Source organism: Micromonospora phaseoli, assembly GCF_900109115.1.
GTDB classification, from domain to species: Bacteria; Actinomycetota; Actinomycetes; order Mycobacteriales; family Micromonosporaceae; genus Micromonospora; species Micromonospora phaseoli.
Genome location: NZ_FNYV01000001.1, coordinates 232,546 through 251,126, shown reverse-complemented (window position 1 = coordinate 251,126; position 18,581 = coordinate 232,546). Strand labels below are relative to the sequence as shown.

Genomic DNA, 18,581 nt, shown 5'->3' with positions numbered 1-18,581 from the left:
AAATCGTGATGGACATTCGAGGTACCCGCAGGACGGCCGGACGCCCGCTGTTGGCGCTGTGTCTGGCCGCCGCCGCCCTCGTCGGCGGGCTGGCTCCGGCCACGCCGGCCGCCGCCGCCACCAGCTGCGACTTCGAGATGGTGTCGCTGCGGGCGCGGAACCTGCAGACCGACAACGGCAGCCAGAAGGACTACGTCTGGCTACAGGTGGAGGACCGCTGGTTCCCCTCCGGCGGCGACGGGGTCATGTTCCAGCTGAACCAGACCAGGTACCCGAGCTCCTTCGGCTACCCCACCGCCGGCTTCGGCTCCAGCGGCCTGGAGGTCCGCCTGGTACTGGACAAGTGGCCGACGAACATCACCGTCGAGCGCGAGACCATCGCGTGCGACGCGGTCACCGGTGCGACGCGGACGTTCAGCAACGGCGATGCGGTGTACGACCTGATCTTCAACGTCACCGACTGACGCAGGGACGGTACCCGTGGCGGGACGCCGACGGGTGGCGAGCTGCGGTTCGCCACCCGCCGGTCAGCCCGCAAATGCGTTGCCGATGGGGCGGGTGTAGCGCATCCTTGGGCCTGTGACCAGGCCCGATCGCGACGGGCCGACCGGGCCCTCGGAACGGCCCGGCAGCCGCGGCGGCGCGGGGAAGCGTCACCTCTCTCTCGGGTACGGCGGTCAGCCCTACCCTGACTCCGCCCCGCGCCGCCCACTGACCACCGGACCCGCAGTGGCCACCTCGACCGGCCCGTCGAACGCCCGGCGGGCGGCCCGTCGAACGCCCGGCGGGCGGCCCGTCGAACGCCCGGCGGGCGGCCCGGGCGGCCCGTAGTACGCCGGCCTGGCGGCGGCCACCGCAGCGCCCGGAGCGGTACCCGGCCCGAGGGGGATCAGGCGAGTACCAGGCCGGCGACCCAGATCGCGCCGATCACCAGCCCGGACAGGAATTCGACGAGCATCGACAGTCCGGCGGCGGCGACCGCCCGCTTCGTCGCCGGCCAGGCCAGCCGGGTCTCCCCCAGCCGCAGCCGTTCCATCGCGAAGATGCCGCCGATGAAGCCGATCACCAGCCCGACCACCGGGATGACGAAGAACCCGACCAGGCCCAGCACTGCCCCGGCCAGCAGCGAGGAGGTGGGCACCCCCGCCCGTTTCAGGTTGCGGCCGGGCCAGGCGTACTTCACGACGGTGCCGCCCACGGCGACCAGGGTGGCCGCGGCGAGCACCAGCCAGCGGCCGGAGCCGGCGCCACCGAACAGCGTCCACACCAGCACTCCGCCCCAGCACAGCGGCAACGCCGGCAGTCCGGGCACCACCACCCCGGCCAGCCCGGCGAGGATGGCCAGCGCGGTGATCACCGACACCACGGCGCCGGTCTCGGTCAGGCTCACGTCCACTCCCCATCGGGTCGGCACATCGGTTAACAGGGGGCCCCTGCTCTACCGCAGGCGTTAAGAAGGGGCCCTTCCTTACATCGGGCCGCGTAGCCGGGTGACGATCTCCTGCGGCGGGCCCGGTGGGCCGAACAGCCGACCCTGCGCGGTGTCGCAGCGTAACGCCCGCAGTCGCTCCGCCTGTGCCTCGGTCTCCACCGCCTCAGCGGTCACCCATAGTTCCAGCGCGTGCGCCAGCCGCACCAGGGCGTCGACGATCCGCTCGTCACGATGGTCGGCGTCGTCCGGCTCGTTGTCCCGGATGCCCTCGACGAACGGCCCGGCCAGCTTCAGGCAGGTGATCGGCAGCCGGCGCAGGTACGCCAGGTTCGAGTAGCCGGTGCCGAAGTCGTCCACGGCCAGCCGTACGCCCAGCGCGGCGAGCCGGTGCAGCGTCCGCAGCGGCTCTCCGGCGGAGCCCATCACCGCGCTCTCGGTGAGCTCCAGTTGCAGCAGTTCCGCCGGGAGACCGGTGCTGGCCAGCGCGTCGGCCACGGTGTCGACGATCGCCGGGGCGTCGGCCTGGCGGGCGGCCACGTTGACGCTCACCACGAGCCGGGCGGCCGGGAACTCGGCGTGCCACCGCTGGGCGTCCTGGCAGGCCTGCCGCAGCACCCACTCACCGAGCCGGACGATCAGACCGGTCTCCTCGGCGAGCCCGATGAACCGGTCCGGGCCGATCAGCCCCAGCTCCGGATGCTGCCAGCGGACCAGCGCCTCGACGGCCGTCATCCGGCCGTCCAGGAGGGACACGATCGGCTGGTAGTGCAGCACGAACTCGCTGCGGTCCAGCGCTGCCGGCAGCCCGGCGGCCAGTGCCGAGCGGGCGCTGTCACGGGCGCTGCGCTCCGGGTCGTAGACCGCCCATCGGCCGCGCCCCTCCGCCTTCGCCCAGTAGAGCGTGGCGTCGGCGGCCTTCATCAGCTCCGCGGAGCTGGTGCCGGCGAGCTCCGAGTCGACGATACCGACGCTCGCCGAGACCGCGAGCTGCTGATTGCCGACGCACACCGGCGCGGAGACGGCGGCCAGGGCCGTCTCCGCCACGGCGATCACGTCGTCCACCGTCGAGACGCCGTCGACCAGGATGACGAACTCGTCGCCACCCATCCGCGCGACGAGGTACCCCTGTTCGGCCACGCAGTCGGCCAGCCGCCGGGCGATCATCACGAGCAGCCGGTCCCCGAGGTCGTGCCCCAGGCTGTCGTTGATCGCCTTGAACCCGTCGAGGTCGAGGAAGCAGACACCGACCCGGCCCGGCGCGTGGGGCGGGCCCACCAGCCGGTCCAGCGTGTCGAAGAACTGGGTGCGGTTCGGCAGGCCGGTCAGCGGGTCGTGCAGCGCCTGGAAACGCAGTCGCTGCTGCATCTCGTACCGCTCGGTGATGTCCTCGATCACGGCGACGGTGAACCGGGGACGGCCGTCGTCGTAGCGGATCAGGGAGACCGCCAGATCGGTCCAGACGGCGCTGCCGTCCTTGCGGTAGTAGCGTTTCTCGACCCGGGCCGCCTCGTGCTTGCCCTCGATCAGCTCCTGGTACAGCTCCCACATGCCGGCCGCGTCGTCGGGATGGAACAGCGCCGTGACGTTGATCTGCCGCAGCTCCTCGACCGAGTAGCCGAGCATGTCGGCGAAGGACTCGTTGACGTCGATGATCGTCCCGTCGACGCTGGCGATGCCGATGCCGATCGCCGCACCACGGAAGACGGCCCGGAACCGGGCCTCGCTGTCGCGCAGCGCCTCCTCGACGGTGTCGCGGGCCTGCCAGGCGGAGCGGGCGATGCTCTCCTGCTGGACGAAGGTCCGGTCGCGCAACCCCCGGGCGAAGCCCGCCGCCAGGCCGGCCTGCATCGCCACGATCCGCTCCGCGACACCGGGCGGCACGGCCGCGATTCCGAGGACCTCCCCGGCGAACCGGTCGCCGAGCGTACGCACCGTCCACTCGATCACTCCTGGCTCGGTGAGGTGCGCTGCCACCAGAGCCTGACCGACCTCCTCGGCCACCGGCGTCACCGGTTCGGCGGAGCGCAGCAGCTGCGCCAGCCGGACGGTGTGCCCGAGCAGCAGCCGCTCGGTCTCGGCCGGGCTCAGCGGCACGAAGCCGAGCCGGCGTACCGCCCGGGCCCAGTCGGCGGCGTACCGCTGGGCGCCGGCCGGGTCGACGGCGTTCCCGCCGGAGGCGCCGACGGCGGCCATCGGATCAGCCGGCGGGCCGGTCGTTGCGGGCCACGCCACCGAACGCGCCGAACCGCTGCGCGTCGGCCGCCACCTCGGACGGCGAGTCGGGGCGCCACAGCTCCATGTGCACCACGCCCGGCTCCAGAAGGGTCCAGTCGCCGAAGAACCCGGTGATCTCGGCGCGCGAGCGGAGCGAGATCTCGGTGGCGGTGCGCGCCGACAGCCGCTGCGCGTCCAGCATCTCCTGTGGCTGGTCCTCGAAGGTGGAGTGCGAGATGACCAGATGGCTGCCGGGCGCGGCGGCGGCCCGCAGGGTGGCCAGGATGTCGCCCGGGCGGTCGGCGTCGGGCACGAAGTGGACGACGCCGGCGAGCAGGATGCCCAGTGGCCGATCGAAGTCGAGCAGGCCCAGCCGACGGGCCTCGGCCAGGATCCGCTCCGGGTCGCGCAGGTCGGCGTGGATGACGCCGGTCAGGTCGTTGCCGGCGAGCAGTTCCCGGCTGTGTGCCACGGCCACCGGGTCGATGTCGACGTACACCACCCGGGCCTTCGGATTGGCGGCCTGGGCGACCTCGTGCACGTTGCCGACGGTGGGGATGCCGGAGCCGATGTCCAGGAACTGGTCGACTCCGGCGTCGAGCAGCGCCCGCACCGCTCGGCGCAGGAACTCGCGGCCCGCTCGCATCGTCGCCGGCAGGTTCGGTGTCATGGCCGCGATCTGCTCGGCCAACTTCCGGTCGATCTCGAAGTTGTGGGCCCCGCCCAGGAAGTAGTCGTACACCCGGGCCGCGCTGGGCCGGGAGAGGTCGATCTCGTCGGGAAGTCCGTTCGGCTGCTGCACCGGTAGCACCTCAAGTCGTCGCCACGGCTCCTGTGATGCTGCCCACTCTAAGCCCGTGGGTCACCCGAAGGGAGATTCACAAAGCTCTTTTCTGATCTCCGCCCGACGGCCGCGGGCTCAGGCCGCTTCCAGCAGCAGCGAGATGCCCTGCCCGACGCCGACGCACATGGTGGCCAGGGCCCGCCGCCCGCCCCGGCGACGCAACTCCAGCGCGGCGGTGAGCGCCAGCCGGGCCCCACTGGCACCGAGCGGGTGGCCCAGGGCGATCGCGCCGCCGTTCGGGTTGACGTGCTCCGCGTCCTCGGGCAGGCCCAGCTCGCGCAGCACCGCGACCGACTGGGCGGCGAACGCCTCGTTCAGCTCGATCACGTCGACGTCGGCAAGTGCCAGCCCCTGCCGGTCGAGCAGCCGGCGGGTCGCCGGTACCGGGCCGACGCCCATCACCCGTGGCGGTACGCCGGCCGACGCCGCGCCGGTGACCCGGGCCAGCGGGGTGAGGCCGTACTCGGCGACGGCCGCCTCGGAGGCGACCAGCAGGGCCACCGCACCATCGTTGACACCGGAGGAGTTGCCGGCGGTCACGGTGCCGCCGTCGCGGAACGGGGTGGGCAGCGCGGCGAGCTTCTCCAGCGAGGTCTGCCGGGGGTGCTCGTCGGCCTCGACCAGCCGGGTCTCGCGCCGGCCGGCCGGCACGCTCACCGGCACGATCTCCTCGGCGAGCCGGCCGTCGGCCTGCGCCTTGGCGGCACGAAGCTGCGAGCGGTACGCGAACTCGTCCTGCGCCAGCCGGTCCACGCCGTACTCGGCGGCCACGTTCTCGGCCGTCTCGGGCATCGAGTCGACACCCCAGCCCCGCTCCATCAACGGGTTGACCAGCCGCCAGCCGATGGTGGTGTCGTACACCTGAGCCGATCGGGAGAACGCGGTGGTCGCCTTCGGCATCACGAAGGGCGCCCGACTCATGCTCTCCACCCCGCCCGCGACCATCAGGTCGGCGTCGCCGGCGACGATCGCGCGGGCCGCGGTGGCGAGCGCGTCCAGGCCGGAGCCGCAGAGCCGGTTGACCGTGCTGCCGGGCACCTGCTCGGGCAGTCCACCGAGCAGCGCCGCCATCCGGGCCACGTTGCGGTTGTCCTCGCCGGCCTGGTTGGCGCAGCCGAGCACCACGTCGTCGGTGCGCGCCCAGTGCACCGAGGGATGGCGGGCGACCAACTCCCGGATGACGTGGGCGGCCAGGTCATCGGGGCGTACGCCGGCCAGCGCACCGGCGTAGCGGCCGATCGGGGTGCGGACACCGGCTACCAGGTATGCCACGGTCATCGCGAATCCTTCGGGGGTGGGAAGGCGGCTGCCGGCGCGTCCACCAGGTCCACGGGGACTCACCGACGGCCAGGATATCGCCGGTCGGTACGGATAGGTTGTCGGCATGGCACCAGCCCAGTTCAGCGCGGAGACCAGCGGCGGCGGTGCGTTCGTCCGCCAACCCAACCGGTTCACCGGGCGGGTCACCCCGCACTCCACCTCACCGCCGGGCGGCGGGCCGGACGAGCAGGACCGCTGGCCACTGGAGTCGGGCCGGTACCGGCTGATCTGGTGCCGGGCCTGCCCATGGGCGCATCGGGCGCTGATCGTGCGCAATCTGCTCGGGCTGCGAGAGGCCGTCTCGCTGGGCACCGTCGACCCGATCCGGGACGAGCGGGGCTGGCGGTTCACCCTCGACCAGGACGGCTTCGACCCGGTGCTGGGCATCGGCTTCCTCTCCGAGGCGTACCTGGCCACCGACGCCGACTACACCGGCCGGGTCACGGTGCCGGCGCTGGTGGACACGCTCACCGGCCGGGTGGTCACCAATGACTACCCCCAGCTGACCCTGGACCTGTCCACCCAGTGGCAACGGCTGCACGCCCCGGACGCACCGGATCTCTACCCCGTCGAGCTGCGTCCGGAGATGGACGCGCTGATGGCCGAGATCCACCGCGACGTCAACAACGGCGTCTACCGGTGCGGTTTCGCCACCTCCCAGCAGGCGTACGACGAGGCGTTCGAAGCGCTGTTCGCGCGGCTGGACGCGCTGGCGCAGCGGCTGGCCGGTCGGCGCTACCTGATGGGCGACTCGATCACCGAGGCGGACGTGCGGCTGTTCACCACGCTGGTCCGCTTCGACGTGGCGTACCACGGGCACTTCAAGTGCAACCGGCACAAGCTCACCGAGCTGCCGGTGCTGTGGGCGTACGCGCGGGATCTGTTCCAGACCCCCGGTTTCGGCGAGACCGTCGACTTCGACCACATCAAGCGGCACTACTACGCCACGCACCGCGAGATCAACCCGACCGGCATCGTGCCGCTCGGCCCGGACCTGCACGGCTGGACGACGCCGCACGGGCGTGGCTGAGCCGGCCGGGTGGCGGTCATGCTCGACGGCGTCCGCCCCGGGCCGCCGGTCCGTGCGGCGCGCCGCCGCGCTGGTCGCCACGCTCTGCGTGCTGGCCGGCACGGTTGCGGTGACCCTCGCCGTGATCGCCGGCCCGGGGCCGGGACTGACCGGGTACGTCAGTGAGGCCGGTGTCGCCGACAGCGGGTACGCCTGGACGTACCGGATGGGGGTGTTCGCCCTGGCCGGGGCGCTGCTGCTGCTCGCCGTCGCGCTGCGGGTCGGTGCCGCACACCGCGCCGACCGGGCGCTGCGGGTCGCCGGGACACTACTCGTGGCGGCCGGGCTGTGCACGGTCCTGTCCGGGGCGGTGACGTGCAGCGCGGGCTGCCCACTCCCGCCGTTCGAGCGGGCCACCGTGGCGGATCTGGTGCACGGTGCGGCCAGCATCGCCGCGACGGCGGCGGTGGTCTTCGCGATGCTGGCGGTCGCCTTCTCGTCGGTGGCGCGACGCCCGCTGCGGCGCACCGGCGTCGTCGCGGCGGCGGTGTCGCTGCCACTCGCGGGCGCGGTCGGTCTGGCGATGCTGCTGGTCGGCCGGAGTCCGCTGGTCGGGGTGCTGGAGCGGCTGCTGCTGGCGGTCGCCGTCGGCTGGGCCCTGGTCACCGCCGGAGCGTTGGCGCTGCGCAACCCCAGCGCGTCGGCAGCGCGTGATCCCAGCGAACCGGGTGCGCCCGACCGCACCGCACCGGCAGTGCGCGACCCCACAGCCCGCCGCCCGCCCAGCGGCCCCGCACCCGGGGGAGGATGACGCGATGAGTTCGTTGTTCACGCCGCTGACGCTGCGGACGGTCACCCTGCCCAACCGGATCGCGCTGGCGCCGATGTGCCAGTACAGCGCCGGCCCCGACGGTCTGCCCACCGACTGGCACCTGGTGCATCTCGGCACCCGGGCGATCGGTGGCGCCGCGCTGGTGATGACCGAGGCGACCGCCGTGCTGCCGGAGGGCCGGATCAGTCCGCAGGACACCGGGTTGTGGTCCGGCCGGCACGTCGACGCCTGGCGGCCGGTGACCAGGTTCGTGGCCGCGCACGGCGCGGTGCCCGTGGTGCAGCTGGCGCACGCCGGGTTCAAGGCGTCGACCTACCGGCCGTGGGAGCCGCGCCGGGGCGGGGTGCCGGACACCGAGGGCGGCTGGACGCCGGTCGGGCCCACCGGTGAGCCGTTCGTGCCGGAGTACCGGGTGCCCTCGGCCCTGGACGACGCCGGGATCGCCGGTGTCGTCGCGGCCTTCGCCGAGTCCGCCGCGCGGGCGGTGGCGGCCGGCTTCGTCGCCGTGGAGATCCACGCCGCGCACGGCTACCTACTGCACGAGTTCCTCTCCCCGCTGACCAACCACCGCACCGACGGCTGGGGCGGGGACCGGGCCGGACGGATGCGGCTGACGCTTGAGGTGGCCCGGGCGGTACGCGCCGCCGTCGGTGCGGACGTGCCGGTACTGGCCCGGATCTCGGCCACCGACTGGGTGGCGGGCGGCTGGACGATCGAGGACAGCGTGGCCCTCGCCGCCGAGTTGGCCGCCGCCGGGGTGGACCTGATCGACTGCTCCTCCGGCGGTGCGTCGCCGTCGGCCACCGTGCCGGTCGGTCGCGGCTACCAGGTGCCGCTGGCCGCCCAGGTCCGCCGCGAGGCGCAGGTGCCCACCGGCGCGGTCGGTCTGATCGTGGAACCGGAGCAGGCCGAGGCGATCGTCGCCGACGGCGAGGCCGACCTGGTGCTGCTCGGCCGGGAGCTGCTGCGCAATCCGTACTGGCCGCACCAGGCAGCCGCCAAGCTGGGCGCTGCTCCCAGCTGGCCCGACCAGTACCTGCGGGCGGTCTGACCACGGCGGGTCCGGCTGACCCCGGCGACGGCCGAGGGCAGCCGGACCGTGCGGGTCTCAGCCCGCCAGGTGGCCCCAGCGTCGCTCCAGCTCCCGCCACGGGCCCTGGGCGGCAACCGTGCCGCCGATCAGCACCACCACGTGGTCGGCCCGCACCAGTGCGGCCCGCTTCGAGGTGGAGCCGACCACGGTCACGCCGCGTTCCCGCAGGGCCTGCCACAGGGCCAGCTCGGTGGTGACGTCCAGCGCGGAGGAGACGTCGTCGGCCACCAGCAGCTCGGTACGCGGCGCCAGCGCCCGGGCCAGCGCCAGGCGCTGCAACTGCCCGCCGGAGAGCCGGGTGCCCTTGTGCCCGATGAGCAGCCCGAGCCCGCCGCCGGTGCCGGCCAGGTCGTGCTCCAGCTGGGCGGTCGACACCGCGTGCGTGGCGTCCACCCGATGCCCCAGGGTGATGTTGTCGGCGATCGTGCCGGAGAGCACCCGGGGCAGCTGACCCACGTAGCCGACCTGGTTGGGGCGCAGGAACAGCTCCGGTTCGGTGACCGGCTCACCGTTCCAGGTCAGCTGCCCGGTGTGCGGGGCGATGCCGGCCAGGGCGCGTAGCAGCGAGGACTTGCCCGCGCCCACCGGGCCGACGACCAGCACCAGCTGCCCGCGTTCCACGGCCAGGTCGACGCCGCGTACGGCGATGGTGCCGTCGGTGTGTCGGACGCCGAAGTCGACCAGGTCCAGCCGCCGCAGCGCGGTACGCGGCGCCACCGGCGGGGCGGGGGCCGTACCGGCGGCCAGGTCGACGCCGGGCACCCGCGCCGAGTACGCCTCGATCCCGGTCATCTCCGCCGTCCGTCGGGTCCACACCCGCGCCGAGGGCACCTGGGAGATCAGGGACGCGGTGGTCCAGGCGAACCAGCGTGCCGCGCCCAGCGTGGCGACCGCGACGAGCGTCGCCCCGGCGGAGAGACCGCCGGTCAGGAAGAGCGCCCAGACGCCGATCGGGAACAACCCGCTGGCCAGCGAGGGGGTGGATCGGGCCCAGACCTGCACGGCGATCTCCCGGCGCTGGCGGTCGCTGCGTACCGCGTCGAGGTCGGCCAGGTGGGCCAGCACCGGCCGGGTGGCCCCGGCCAGCTTCACCGTCCGGGCCGCCGACAGCGTGGAGACCAGTGCGGTGGCGAACGCCGCCCGCGCGGCGACGGTGTCCCGGGCCGCGCGTTCCAGCCGGGGACCGAACGCTGTCGCGGCCACACCGGAGAGCACCATCGTGCCGAGGAAGAACAGCCCCGGCACCACGCTGTCAGTGATCAGGGTCATGGCGACCAGCAGGAGTACGCCGACCGTCTGGTCCAGCACGTTGTCGGCGAGCTGCACCACCCGTTCGGTGTCGCCGCCCTGGGCCACCACCTCGGCCGGGGTGTGCCGGCTGACCCGGCGTGGTCCGGTCTGGCCGTGCACCAGGCGGGCGCTGATCCGCAGCATCTGCCGCACCCACCAGGCCGGGAACCACAGGTGGGTCCAGTAGTGCGCGGGGATGGCGAGGATCAGCCCGGCCGCGATGCCGATGGCGGGCAGCCAGGGGTCGCCCGTGCCGTCGATCACGTCGGCCCAGAGCCAGGACAGCACCGGTCCATCCAGGCCGAGGACCGCCAGCACCGCGAAGATGCCCACCGCCGCAGCGCCGTAACGGGGGTCGTTGAGGCAGAGCCGGGCGATCTCCCGCAGGGTGCGCCCCCGAGACGCGGGCCGCCGGTCACCGCCGGACTCGCCGTCGGCTCCGGTGCCGACGGTACGGCCGATCGGCTCCCGGCCGCCGACCTCCCGCGCGCCGACCTCCCGGCCGTCGGCGGGCTCCACCGGCTCGGGCCCGACCACCGGCGCGGGATCGTCCTGCCCCAACGTCGGCGCCTGGTCGCCGTCCGGGGCGGGCCGCTCGTGGCCGACCGTCGGGCGGGGCCGGTCGCCGTCACCGGTCGACCCGAGCGCCCGGCCGCCGTCGTCGACGACCCCGCTCGATGCCGAGGCCCCGACCGCGCTGGTCGCGGCCGAGGTGTTCGCCGCACCGACCAGTGCGGGTTCGTCCCAGATCCGGTCGGCAGCCGCCCCGGCCAGCAGCTCGGCCTCGGTGTCGCCGCCGTGCGCGCCCGCGTGGCTGGCGGCGAGGAGTTCGGCGAAGCGGCGTGACCGGGCCAGCGGGGCGGCCTCGACCACCGCGCCGTCGGCCAGCACCACCACCTCGTCGCACCGGCTCACCGACGACAGCCGGTGGGCGATGACGATGCCGATCCGATCGCGCAGCAGCCGTTCGGTGGCCTGCTGCACCCGCGTTTCGGTGACCGGGTCGAGCCGGGCGGTGGCCTCGTCGAGGATCACCACGTGCGGGTCGCGGACCAGGATCCGGGCGAAGGCGACCAACTGCTCCTGGCCGGCCGAGAGCACGTGGCCGCCCTCGCCGAGTCGGGTGTGAATGCCGGCGGGCAGCTCGGCGATCCAGCCGGCCAGGCCCAGCTCGTCCAGGGCCCGCGCGGCGGCGTCCAGCAGCTCGGGGTCGAACAGGGCCACGTTCTCGGCGACCGTGCCGGCGAGGATCTCGGTGCGCTGCGGCACCACCGCGACCCACTGGCGTAGCTGCTCGACGTCCAGGTCGAGCACGTCGCGCCCGCCGAGCAGGACCGTCCCGGGCGGCACGTCGACCGCCCGGGTGAGCAGCTTGGCCAACGTCGACTTGCCCGACCCGGTCCGGCCGACCAGCGCGTACGAACGGCCCCGGACGAAGGTCAGGTCGACCTCGCGCAGTGCGGGGCCCCGGTCGCCGTCCGGCCCGGTCCCCGGGTAGCGGTAGGTCAGGTTCCGGATGGCCAGATCACCGTCGACGGGGGCGTCGCCGCCGGTCGGTTCCTGCGGGGCGTTGGAGAGCAGCTGCACCCGGCCCCAGGCGCCGAGGGCGTACTGCACCTCCGGCACCATCCGACTGACGTGTTCGACGGTCATGCCGAGGGAGAGCGCGAGCAGCCAGATCGCGGTCATCCGGGCGGCGTCGACCTGGCCGGTGTTCAACGCCCACACCCCGCCGAGCACGACCAGCGCGATGCCGGCCCGGGTCACCCCGGCCGCAACGGTGTTGACCTGCGCCGACATCCGCCACACCAGCAGGCCACGGCGCAGCACCTCGGCCGCCCGGCGGGCGTAGAGGCGCAGCACGTACGGTCGGGCCAGGCTGGTGCGTACGTCGTCCTGGCCGTGGATCGACTCCTCCATCACCGCCGCCAGGTCCGACCAGGCCGCCTCCTCGTGCATCCGGGCCGGGGCGATCCGCGCGGCGGGCCCCCGCAGGGTGAACGCGAGCAGGATCATGAGCAGCAGCATGCCGACCCCGGCCGGCCACCAGACGGTGAACGCGACAAGCGTGGAGAGCAGACCGACGGCCAGCGCCTGGGTCAGCCGTACCCCGGGGCCACGCACACCCGAGGCGACGTCGTACACGTCGCCGTCGATCCGGTCGAGCATCTCGCCGACCGGGGTGGTCTCCAGGGTGGGCACGGGTTGCCCCAACGCCACCCGGCACAGCCGGCGACGCAGGTCGGCCGACCAGTCGGCGGTCACCCCGGCCATCACCAGGCTGACCACCAGGTCGCTGACGACGGCCACCACCAGCGCCACCGACAGCAGCACGAAGAAGCCGACCGAGCGGTGCAGCAGCACCGGCCCGGCGAGCGCGGCGGTGGCCGCCTGGCCGACGCCGCCGAGGACGATGAGCACGACCACCAGGGTCATCCGGCGGGAAGAGGTGACCCACAGATCACGGAGCAGGCGCATGGGTCAGTTCCTCCGGTTTTGGTGGCGGAGGTTCCAGCCTGCTGCGCGGACCGGCGCGACTCAACGCATTTTTCTGCAGGCAGAGGGGCCGCTCGATCGTTCAGAAGAGCACGGTCGCCAGCGTGCCGACCGGGCGGAAGCCGCAGCGTTGGTAGACCCGCCGGGCCGGCAGGTTGAAGTCGTTGACGTACAGGCTGACCGTCGGGGCGACTCGCATCAGCGCGTCGCGGATCACGGCCGCCATCGCCGCGGTGGCGATCCCCCGGCCCCGCCAGTCGGGCGCCACCCAGACCCCCTGGACCTGCGCGGTGCGCCGGGTGACGACCGCCAGTTCGGCCTTGAAGACCACCCGGCCGTCGACGAACCGGGCGTACGCCCGACCGGAGCGGATCATGTCGGTGACCCGGCGCCGGTACCCGCGACCGCCGTCGTCGATCAGCGGTGAGACGCCGACCTCCTCGGTGTACATCGCCACCGCCGCCGGGAAGAGCAGGTCGAATTCACTACTGCGCACCCGGCGCACCTGTGGGTCGGCGGGGACCACCGGCAGCGCGTCGATGGCCAGCAGTGGCTGGTTCGGGCGTACGTCGCGGGCCGGTCCCCAGGCGCTCGCGAGGCGGTCCCAGAGTTGCAGCACGGCGTCGGCGCGCCCGACGATCGAGGAGCAGAGCCGTTCCTCGCCGGAGAGCAGGTCGGCGAAGGCGGCGACCGCCTGTGGGCCGGCCAGCACCGGGGTGAGGTTGCCGCCGAGCCAGCAGATCGATTCGAGTTGGCGGCGCGAACCGTACCCGAGCATTCGCCCCTCGGCCCGCCACCACGCCAGCCCGCGGGCGGCGACCCGCTCCGCGACCTGCGCGCTCGCGTACGGGTCGAGGTCGAGCAGCCGCTCGACCGCGCGACGTTCCGACTCCCCGAGTTGCCGCACCGGCGCCGTCAGCACGGATACCAGCCTGCCAGATCCGTTCACGCCGTGTCGGCAGACGGTAACCGTCGCCCAACCCCCGGACACCCCAGTCCAGCCATACCGGACGAACCCACCCACCACCACCCTGTTGATCAAGAAGTTTGCGTCCGGCATCGCCGACGAAGTAGACGCAAACTTCTTGATCAACAGGGGGTACGGCGGGGGGCCGGCGGCGGTACGGCGGGGGCCGGGATCGGGTCAGTGCACGGTGACGGTGGCGCCGGGGAGGAGGTCGCGGAGCTCGTCGGGGAGTTCGGCGCCCATCTCGTCGGCGAGGCGCAGCGCCTCCTCGATCAGGGTTTCCACGATCTGCGCCTCGGGCACGGTCTTGATGACCTGCCCCTTGACGAAGATCTGGCCCTTGCCGTTGCCGGAGGCCACCCCCAGGTCGGCCTCGCGGGCCTCGCCGGGGCCGTTGACCACACACCCCATCACGGCGACCCGCAGCGGCACCGGCAGCCCTTCCAGGCCGGCGGTGACCTCCTCGGCCAGCTTGTAGACGTCCACCTGGGCGCGCCCGCAGGACGGGCAGGAGACGATCTCCAGGCCCCGCTCGCGCAGCCCCAACGACTCCAGGATCTGGTTGCCGACCTTGATCTCCTCGACCGGCGGCGCGGAGAGCGACACCCGGATGGTGTCGCCGATCCCCTCGGCCAGCAGCGCACCGAAGGCGACCGCCGACTTGATGGTGCCCTGGAACGCCGGACCGGCCTCGGTGACGCCCAGGTGCAGCGGGTAGTCGCACTGCTCGGCGAGCTGCCGGTACGCGCGGATCATCACCACCGGGTCGTTGTGCTTGACCGAGATCTTGATGTCCCGGAAGCCGTGCTCCTCGAAGAGCGAGCACTCCCACAGCGCCGACTCGACCAGCGCCTCCGCGGTGGCCCTGCCGTACTTGCTGAGCAGCCGCTTGTCCAGCGAGCCGGCGTTGACGCCGATCCGGATCGGCACGCCCGCGTCGCCGGCCGCCCGGGCGATCTCGGCGACCTTGTCGTCGAACTGCCGGATGTTGCCCGGGTTCACCCGTACCGCCGCGCACCCGGCGTCGATCGCGGCGAAGACGTACTTCGGCTGGAAGTGGATGTCGGCGATCACCGGGATCTGTGACTTGCGGGCGATCGCCGGCAACGCCTCCACGTCGTCCTGGCTGGGCACGGCCACCCGGACGATCTGGCAACCGGACGCGGTCAGCTCGGCGATCTGCTGCAGGGTGGCGTTGACGTCGGAGGTGAGCGTGGTGGTCATCGACTGCACCGACACCGGCGCACCACCGCCGACCGGCACCGAACCGACCATGATCTGGCGGCTGGCCCGCCGGGGCGCGAGCGGCGGCGGCGGTACGGGGGGCATACCGAGGCTGACAGCGGTCACGTCACACACTCACCTTGAGAAGATCGAGATCGGGTTGACCACGTCCGCGGTGATGGTGAGCAGCGTGAACGCGCCACCGATCAGGATCACCGCGTACGTGACGGGCATCAGTTTGAAGTAGTCGACCCGGCCCGGATCGGGCCGGCGCAGCCGCGCGTACACCCAGGATCTGGCCCGTTCGAACCAGGCGATGGCGATGTGCCCGCCGTCCAGCGGCAGCAACGGCAGCAGGTTGAACACCCCGATGAAGAAGTTCAGCGAGATGAACAGCATGACGAACAGTTCCCAGGCGTCGTTGGCGACCGCCTCGCCACCGAGGATGCTGGCGCCGACCACGCTGATCGGGGTGTCGATGTCCCGCTCGCCGCCGGTGATGGCGGTCCACAGCGCGGGGATCTTCTCCGGCAGCCGCTGCAACGCCTGGGCGGTGGCCACCGCCATGTCGCCGATGAAGTCGCTGGTCGCGCCGACCGCCTCGACCGGGCCGTAGGAGACCAGGCCCGGGGTGGAGACGACCAGGCCGACGCCGAGCGCGGAGACATCGCTGACCGGGCCGCTGGCGTTGTCGATCGGCGGGCGCTTGGTGGTCGCCAGGACGGTCTCGGCGGTGCCGGGCTGGCCGTCGCGCTCGTACCCGATGGCGGCGGTGCTGCCCGGGGTGGTGGTCCGCAGCGTGGTGAGCAGGTCGCCGTAGCTGTTGATCGGGGCACCGTTGATCGAGGTGATCCGGTCGCCGTCCTGCAGCCCGGCTGCGGCGGCCGGGCTGGGCACGTCACCGGCAGCGCAGGCCCGGTAGGTGGTGTCCGGCAGGACACAGTCCTGCAGGGCGATCACGGCCGGCTCGGCGCGGACCTGCTCCTCGGTGCTCGGGAAGGCGGGGTTGGGCAGGCCGAAGGTCATCGCCGCCAGCCAGGCCGCGATGATTGCCAGCGCGAAGTGGGTGATCGACCCGGCGGACATCACGATGGTGCGCTTCCAGACCGGGTAGCGCCACATGGCCCGCTTCTCGTCGCCGGGCTCGACGTCGTCGTCCTGCGGCGTCATACCGACGATCTTGCAGAAGCCACCGAGCGGGATGCCCTTGAGGCCGTACTCCGTCTCGCCCCGCTTGAACGAGAAGATGGTGGGACCGAAGCCGACGAAGTAGCGGGTGACCTTCATGCCGAAGGCCTTCGCGGTGACCATGTGGCCGGCCTCGTGCAGGCTCACCGAGACGAGGATGCCGAGGGCGAAGAGAACCACCCCGAACGCGAACGACATCAAGCTCCTTCCACCGCAGCAGCGATGATCTCCTGCGCGTGTGCGCGCGCCCACGACTCGGCTTCGAGTACGTCCTCGACGGTACCCGGTTCGTCGAAGTCGGGAGCGTCCTCCACCACCCGCTGTAGCGTGTCGACAATGCCGAGGAACGGCAGCCGCCCGGCGACGAATGCCGCCACGCATTCCTCGTTGGCCGCGTTGTAGATCGCCGGCCGGCAGCGCCCCGTCTCACCGGCGGCCTTGGCCAGCGCCACCGCCGGGAACGCCGCGTCGTCCAGCGGCGCGAACTCCCAGTTGTGCGCGCTGGTCCAGTCGACGGCTGCGGCGGCGTCGGGCACCCGGTCGGGCCAGCCCAGGCCCAGCGCGATCGGCAGCCGCATGTCCGGCGGGCTGGCCTGGGCGAGCGTCGAGCCGTCGACGAACTCCACCATCGAGTGGATCACCGACTGGGGGTGCACCATCACGGTGATGTCGGCGTACGGCAGGTCGAACAGCTCGTGCGCCTCGATCACCTCCAGCGCCTTGTTGACCATTGTCGCCGAGTTGATCGTGACGACCGGCCCCATGTTCCAGGTCGGGTGGGCGAGGGCCTGCTCGGGCGTGACCGCCGTCAACTCGTCGCGCCGCTTGCCCCGGAACGGCCCGCCGCTGGCGGTGACGATCAGCCGGCGTACCTCGCCCCGGCTGCCGCCGCGCAGGCACTGGGCCAGCGCCGAGTGCTCCGAGTCCACCGGCACGATCTGCTCCGGCCGGGTCACCGCGGCCTTGACCAGCGAGCCGCCGGCCACCAGCGACTCCTTGTTGGCCAGCGCGAGGGTACGCCCGGCGCGCAGCGCCGCCAGGGTCGGCGCCAGCCCGAGCGACCCCACCACCCCGTTGAGCACCACGTCACACGGCCACTGCGCCAGCTCGGTCATCGCCTCCGGCCCGGCCACGATCTTGGGCAGCTTGAACTCGCCGCTGGCCCAGCCCTGCCGGCTCGCCTCCGCGTAGAACGCCAGCTGGAGATCCTGCGCGGCGGACGCCTTCGCCACCCCCACCACCTCGACACCGAGTTCGAGGGCCTGGGCGGCGAGCAGACCGATGTTGCCGCCGCCGGCACCGAGCGCCACCACCCGGAACCGGTCCGGGTTGCGCCGCACGATGTCGATGGCCTGGGTACCGATCGAGCCGGTACAACCCAGCAGCACAAGATCGCGGGGGGACGTCACGCCGCCCATTGTTCACCACGCCGACTCAGTGCAAGGAAGGGCACCTTATTAACGCCTCCGGTAGAGCAGGGACCCCCTGTTAACACCAAGCAGCTACCGTCAGCTCTCCCCGCGCGGAGCGTCTTCCTCGGCTTCGGCGGTCTCGTCGGCTTCGCCGGTCGGCGCCTCGTCATCGAGCAGGTCGGCAGGGTCGACCGAGAAGTCGAACGGCCGGTTCATCACGAAGGTCGTCCCGGCGGCGGCTGCCGCGAGCGGCCGGTACTCGCCGTCGACCAGCTCGAGCAGGGCGACGGTGGGCACCCGGTTGCGCAGGTCCACCCGCAGGAAAAATGGGACACCAGCGGCGGCATACTCACGCGGCCGGTCGATCACGTCCTTGCGCCGGTTGCCCGGTGACACGATCTCCCCGAGCAGGACAGCCGTGGCGATGTCGACGGCCGATCGGCCTCCACCAGATCTGGTCAGCACCGCGATGTCCGGAATGAAGAGATCCTTCCCCGAGACGACGTTGATCTCCGGGTAAACCCACAGCCCGGCTCGCCGGGCCGCACGATGCAACAGGTAGGGCAGTTCACGTTCGACCGACTGGTGGTCGATTCCGGCGTGGGGTGTCACGATCACGCTTCCGCTCAGGACCTCAACCTTGGGGCCGTTGGTCTCCGGCAACAGGTCGAGGGCGAGCTGGGCGGTCCACGGCTCGTCGCGCCACCGCAGCACGTCGAACGAGGGCCCGGTGGGCCGGGCTTCGGCATCGCCGGGTGCCGGCTCGGGCGCGTACGCGGCCTGGGCCATCCGGGCTCACCCCCTCAGCGGGACATTCTGCTCACCTCAGCCTAGCCAGCACAGCCCGCGCCGCACGACATCGCACAGCCTGTCCGACCCAACATGGGCAGTGGTGGGCGCAGGTCGGCGTGATCTACACCGTTCCGGCGGCATGGCGGTATCCAGCCCTGGCTGACCCCGCCATACCGCCGAAATGGCGTCGATCACCACGCTCGGCCGGCCCCTCTCCCCGCGGCCGGGCCACACTGAGGTCCGGTGCCGGCGGGTCGGCCGGCACCGGGCCACGTCACGTCGGGCTCAGGCGCGCTCGCCGAACCGGCCCGCCCGGGTGGCGGTCACGAACCGGGTCCAGGCGGCGGGACCAAAGCTCAGCTCCGCACCCTGCCGATCCTTGCTATCCCGTACGCCGACAGCGTCGGCGAATCCCGCCACCTCGACGCACTCACCGTTGCCGCCGGACCGGGACGATTTACGCCACAC

Annotated in this window: 15 protein-coding genes; 4 read left to right on the top strand and 11 right to left on the bottom strand. The window is 72.7% G+C overall.

From position 1 onward, the window contains the following. Positions 1–8 precede the first annotated feature (8 nt). Complete coding sequence (locus BMY89_RS01170; RefSeq protein ID WP_092373684.1) at positions 9–464, top strand: hypothetical protein; 456 nt, start codon at positions 9–11, stop codon at positions 462–464. A gap of 425 nt (positions 465–889) precedes the next feature. Here BMY89_RS01170 and BMY89_RS01165 read toward each other — a convergent pair whose 3' ends face one another. From BMY89_RS01165 to pcaF, 4 genes are all read right to left on the bottom strand, one after another. After that, positions 890–1,390: a DUF456 domain-containing protein gene (locus BMY89_RS01165; RefSeq protein ID WP_092375296.1), complete on the bottom strand. Its 501-nt coding sequence runs from the start codon at positions 1,388–1,390 to the stop codon at positions 890–892. 78 nt (positions 1,391–1,468) lie between these two features. Further along, positions 1,469–3,625, bottom strand: a complete 2,157-nt coding sequence (locus tag BMY89_RS01160; RefSeq protein ID WP_092375293.1) for a putative bifunctional diguanylate cyclase/phosphodiesterase — start codon at positions 3,623–3,625, stop codon at positions 1,469–1,471. Positions 3,626–3,629: 4 nt separating this feature from the next. Next, positions 3,630–4,448, bottom strand: a complete 819-nt coding sequence (locus BMY89_RS01155; protein WP_092375290.1) for an SAM-dependent methyltransferase — start codon at positions 4,446–4,448, stop codon at positions 3,630–3,632. A 117-nt stretch (positions 4,449–4,565) separates the two neighbouring features. Beyond that, on the bottom strand, positions 4,566–5,768 hold the full coding sequence (gene pcaF, locus BMY89_RS01150; protein ID WP_092373682.1) for a 3-oxoadipyl-CoA thiolase: 1,203 nt from the start codon (positions 5,766–5,768) through the stop codon (positions 4,566–4,568). Between the two features lie 106 nt (positions 5,769–5,874). Here pcaF and BMY89_RS01145 point away from each other — a divergent pair, with 106 nt between their 5' ends. From BMY89_RS01145 to BMY89_RS01135, 3 genes are read left to right on the top strand one after another with little or no spacing between them, the layout of a single operon-like run. Continuing rightward, on the top strand, positions 5,875–6,840 hold the full coding sequence (locus tag BMY89_RS01145) for a glutathione S-transferase family protein (RefSeq protein ID WP_092373680.1): 966 nt from the start codon (positions 5,875–5,877) through the stop codon (positions 6,838–6,840). A 52-nt stretch (positions 6,841–6,892) separates the two neighbouring features. Beyond that, entirely contained in the window at positions 6,893–7,630 is a 738-nt protein-coding gene (locus tag BMY89_RS01140; RefSeq protein WP_232520992.1) for a DUF998 domain-containing protein, read from the top strand. Between the two features lie 4 nt (positions 7,631–7,634). Next, complete coding sequence (locus tag BMY89_RS01135; protein ID WP_092375287.1) at positions 7,635–8,702, top strand: NADH:flavin oxidoreductase/NADH oxidase; 1,068 nt, start codon at positions 7,635–7,637, stop codon at positions 8,700–8,702. A gap of 57 nt (positions 8,703–8,759) precedes the next feature. Here BMY89_RS01135 and BMY89_RS01130 read toward each other — a convergent pair whose 3' ends face one another. The 7 genes from BMY89_RS01130 to BMY89_RS01100 form a co-directional block, all read right to left on the bottom strand. Beyond that, positions 8,760–12,512 carry an ATP-binding cassette domain-containing protein gene (locus BMY89_RS01130; protein ID WP_092373676.1) on the bottom strand — a complete coding sequence of 1,251 codons (3,753 nt, stop codon included), beginning with the start codon at positions 12,510–12,512 and terminating at the stop codon, positions 8,760–8,762. Positions 12,513–12,612: 100 nt separating this feature from the next. After that, positions 12,613–13,452 carry a GNAT family N-acetyltransferase gene (locus BMY89_RS01125; protein WP_092373674.1) on the bottom strand — a complete coding sequence of 280 codons (840 nt, stop codon included), beginning with the start codon at positions 13,450–13,452 and terminating at the stop codon, positions 12,613–12,615. A 222-nt stretch (positions 13,453–13,674) separates the two neighbouring features. Next, a complete protein-coding gene (gene ispG / locus BMY89_RS01120) occupies positions 13,675–14,847 on the bottom strand; it encodes a flavodoxin-dependent (E)-4-hydroxy-3-methylbut-2-enyl-diphosphate synthase (RefSeq protein ID WP_092375284.1) in 1,173 nt (390 codons plus the stop codon). Between the two features lie 9 nt (positions 14,848–14,856). Continuing rightward, on the bottom strand, positions 14,857–16,107 hold the full coding sequence (locus BMY89_RS01115) for a M50 family metallopeptidase (RefSeq protein WP_092373672.1): 1,251 nt from the start codon (positions 16,105–16,107) through the stop codon (positions 14,857–14,859). After that, positions 16,107–17,318: a 1-deoxy-D-xylulose-5-phosphate reductoisomerase gene (dxr, locus tag BMY89_RS01110; protein ID WP_092375282.1), complete on the bottom strand. Its 1,212-nt coding sequence runs from the start codon at positions 17,316–17,318 to the stop codon at positions 16,107–16,109. Before dxr ends, BMY89_RS01115 begins: the two co-directional genes overlap by 1 nt. Positions 17,319–17,417: 99 nt before the next feature. Next, complete coding sequence (locus BMY89_RS01105) at positions 17,418–18,110, bottom strand: Uma2 family endonuclease (RefSeq protein WP_092373670.1); 693 nt, start codon at positions 18,108–18,110, stop codon at positions 17,418–17,420. 288 nt (positions 18,111–18,398) lie between these two features. Beyond that, positions 18,399–18,581, bottom strand: a complete 183-nt coding sequence (locus tag BMY89_RS01100; protein ID WP_092373668.1) for a DUF397 domain-containing protein — start codon at positions 18,579–18,581, stop codon at positions 18,399–18,401.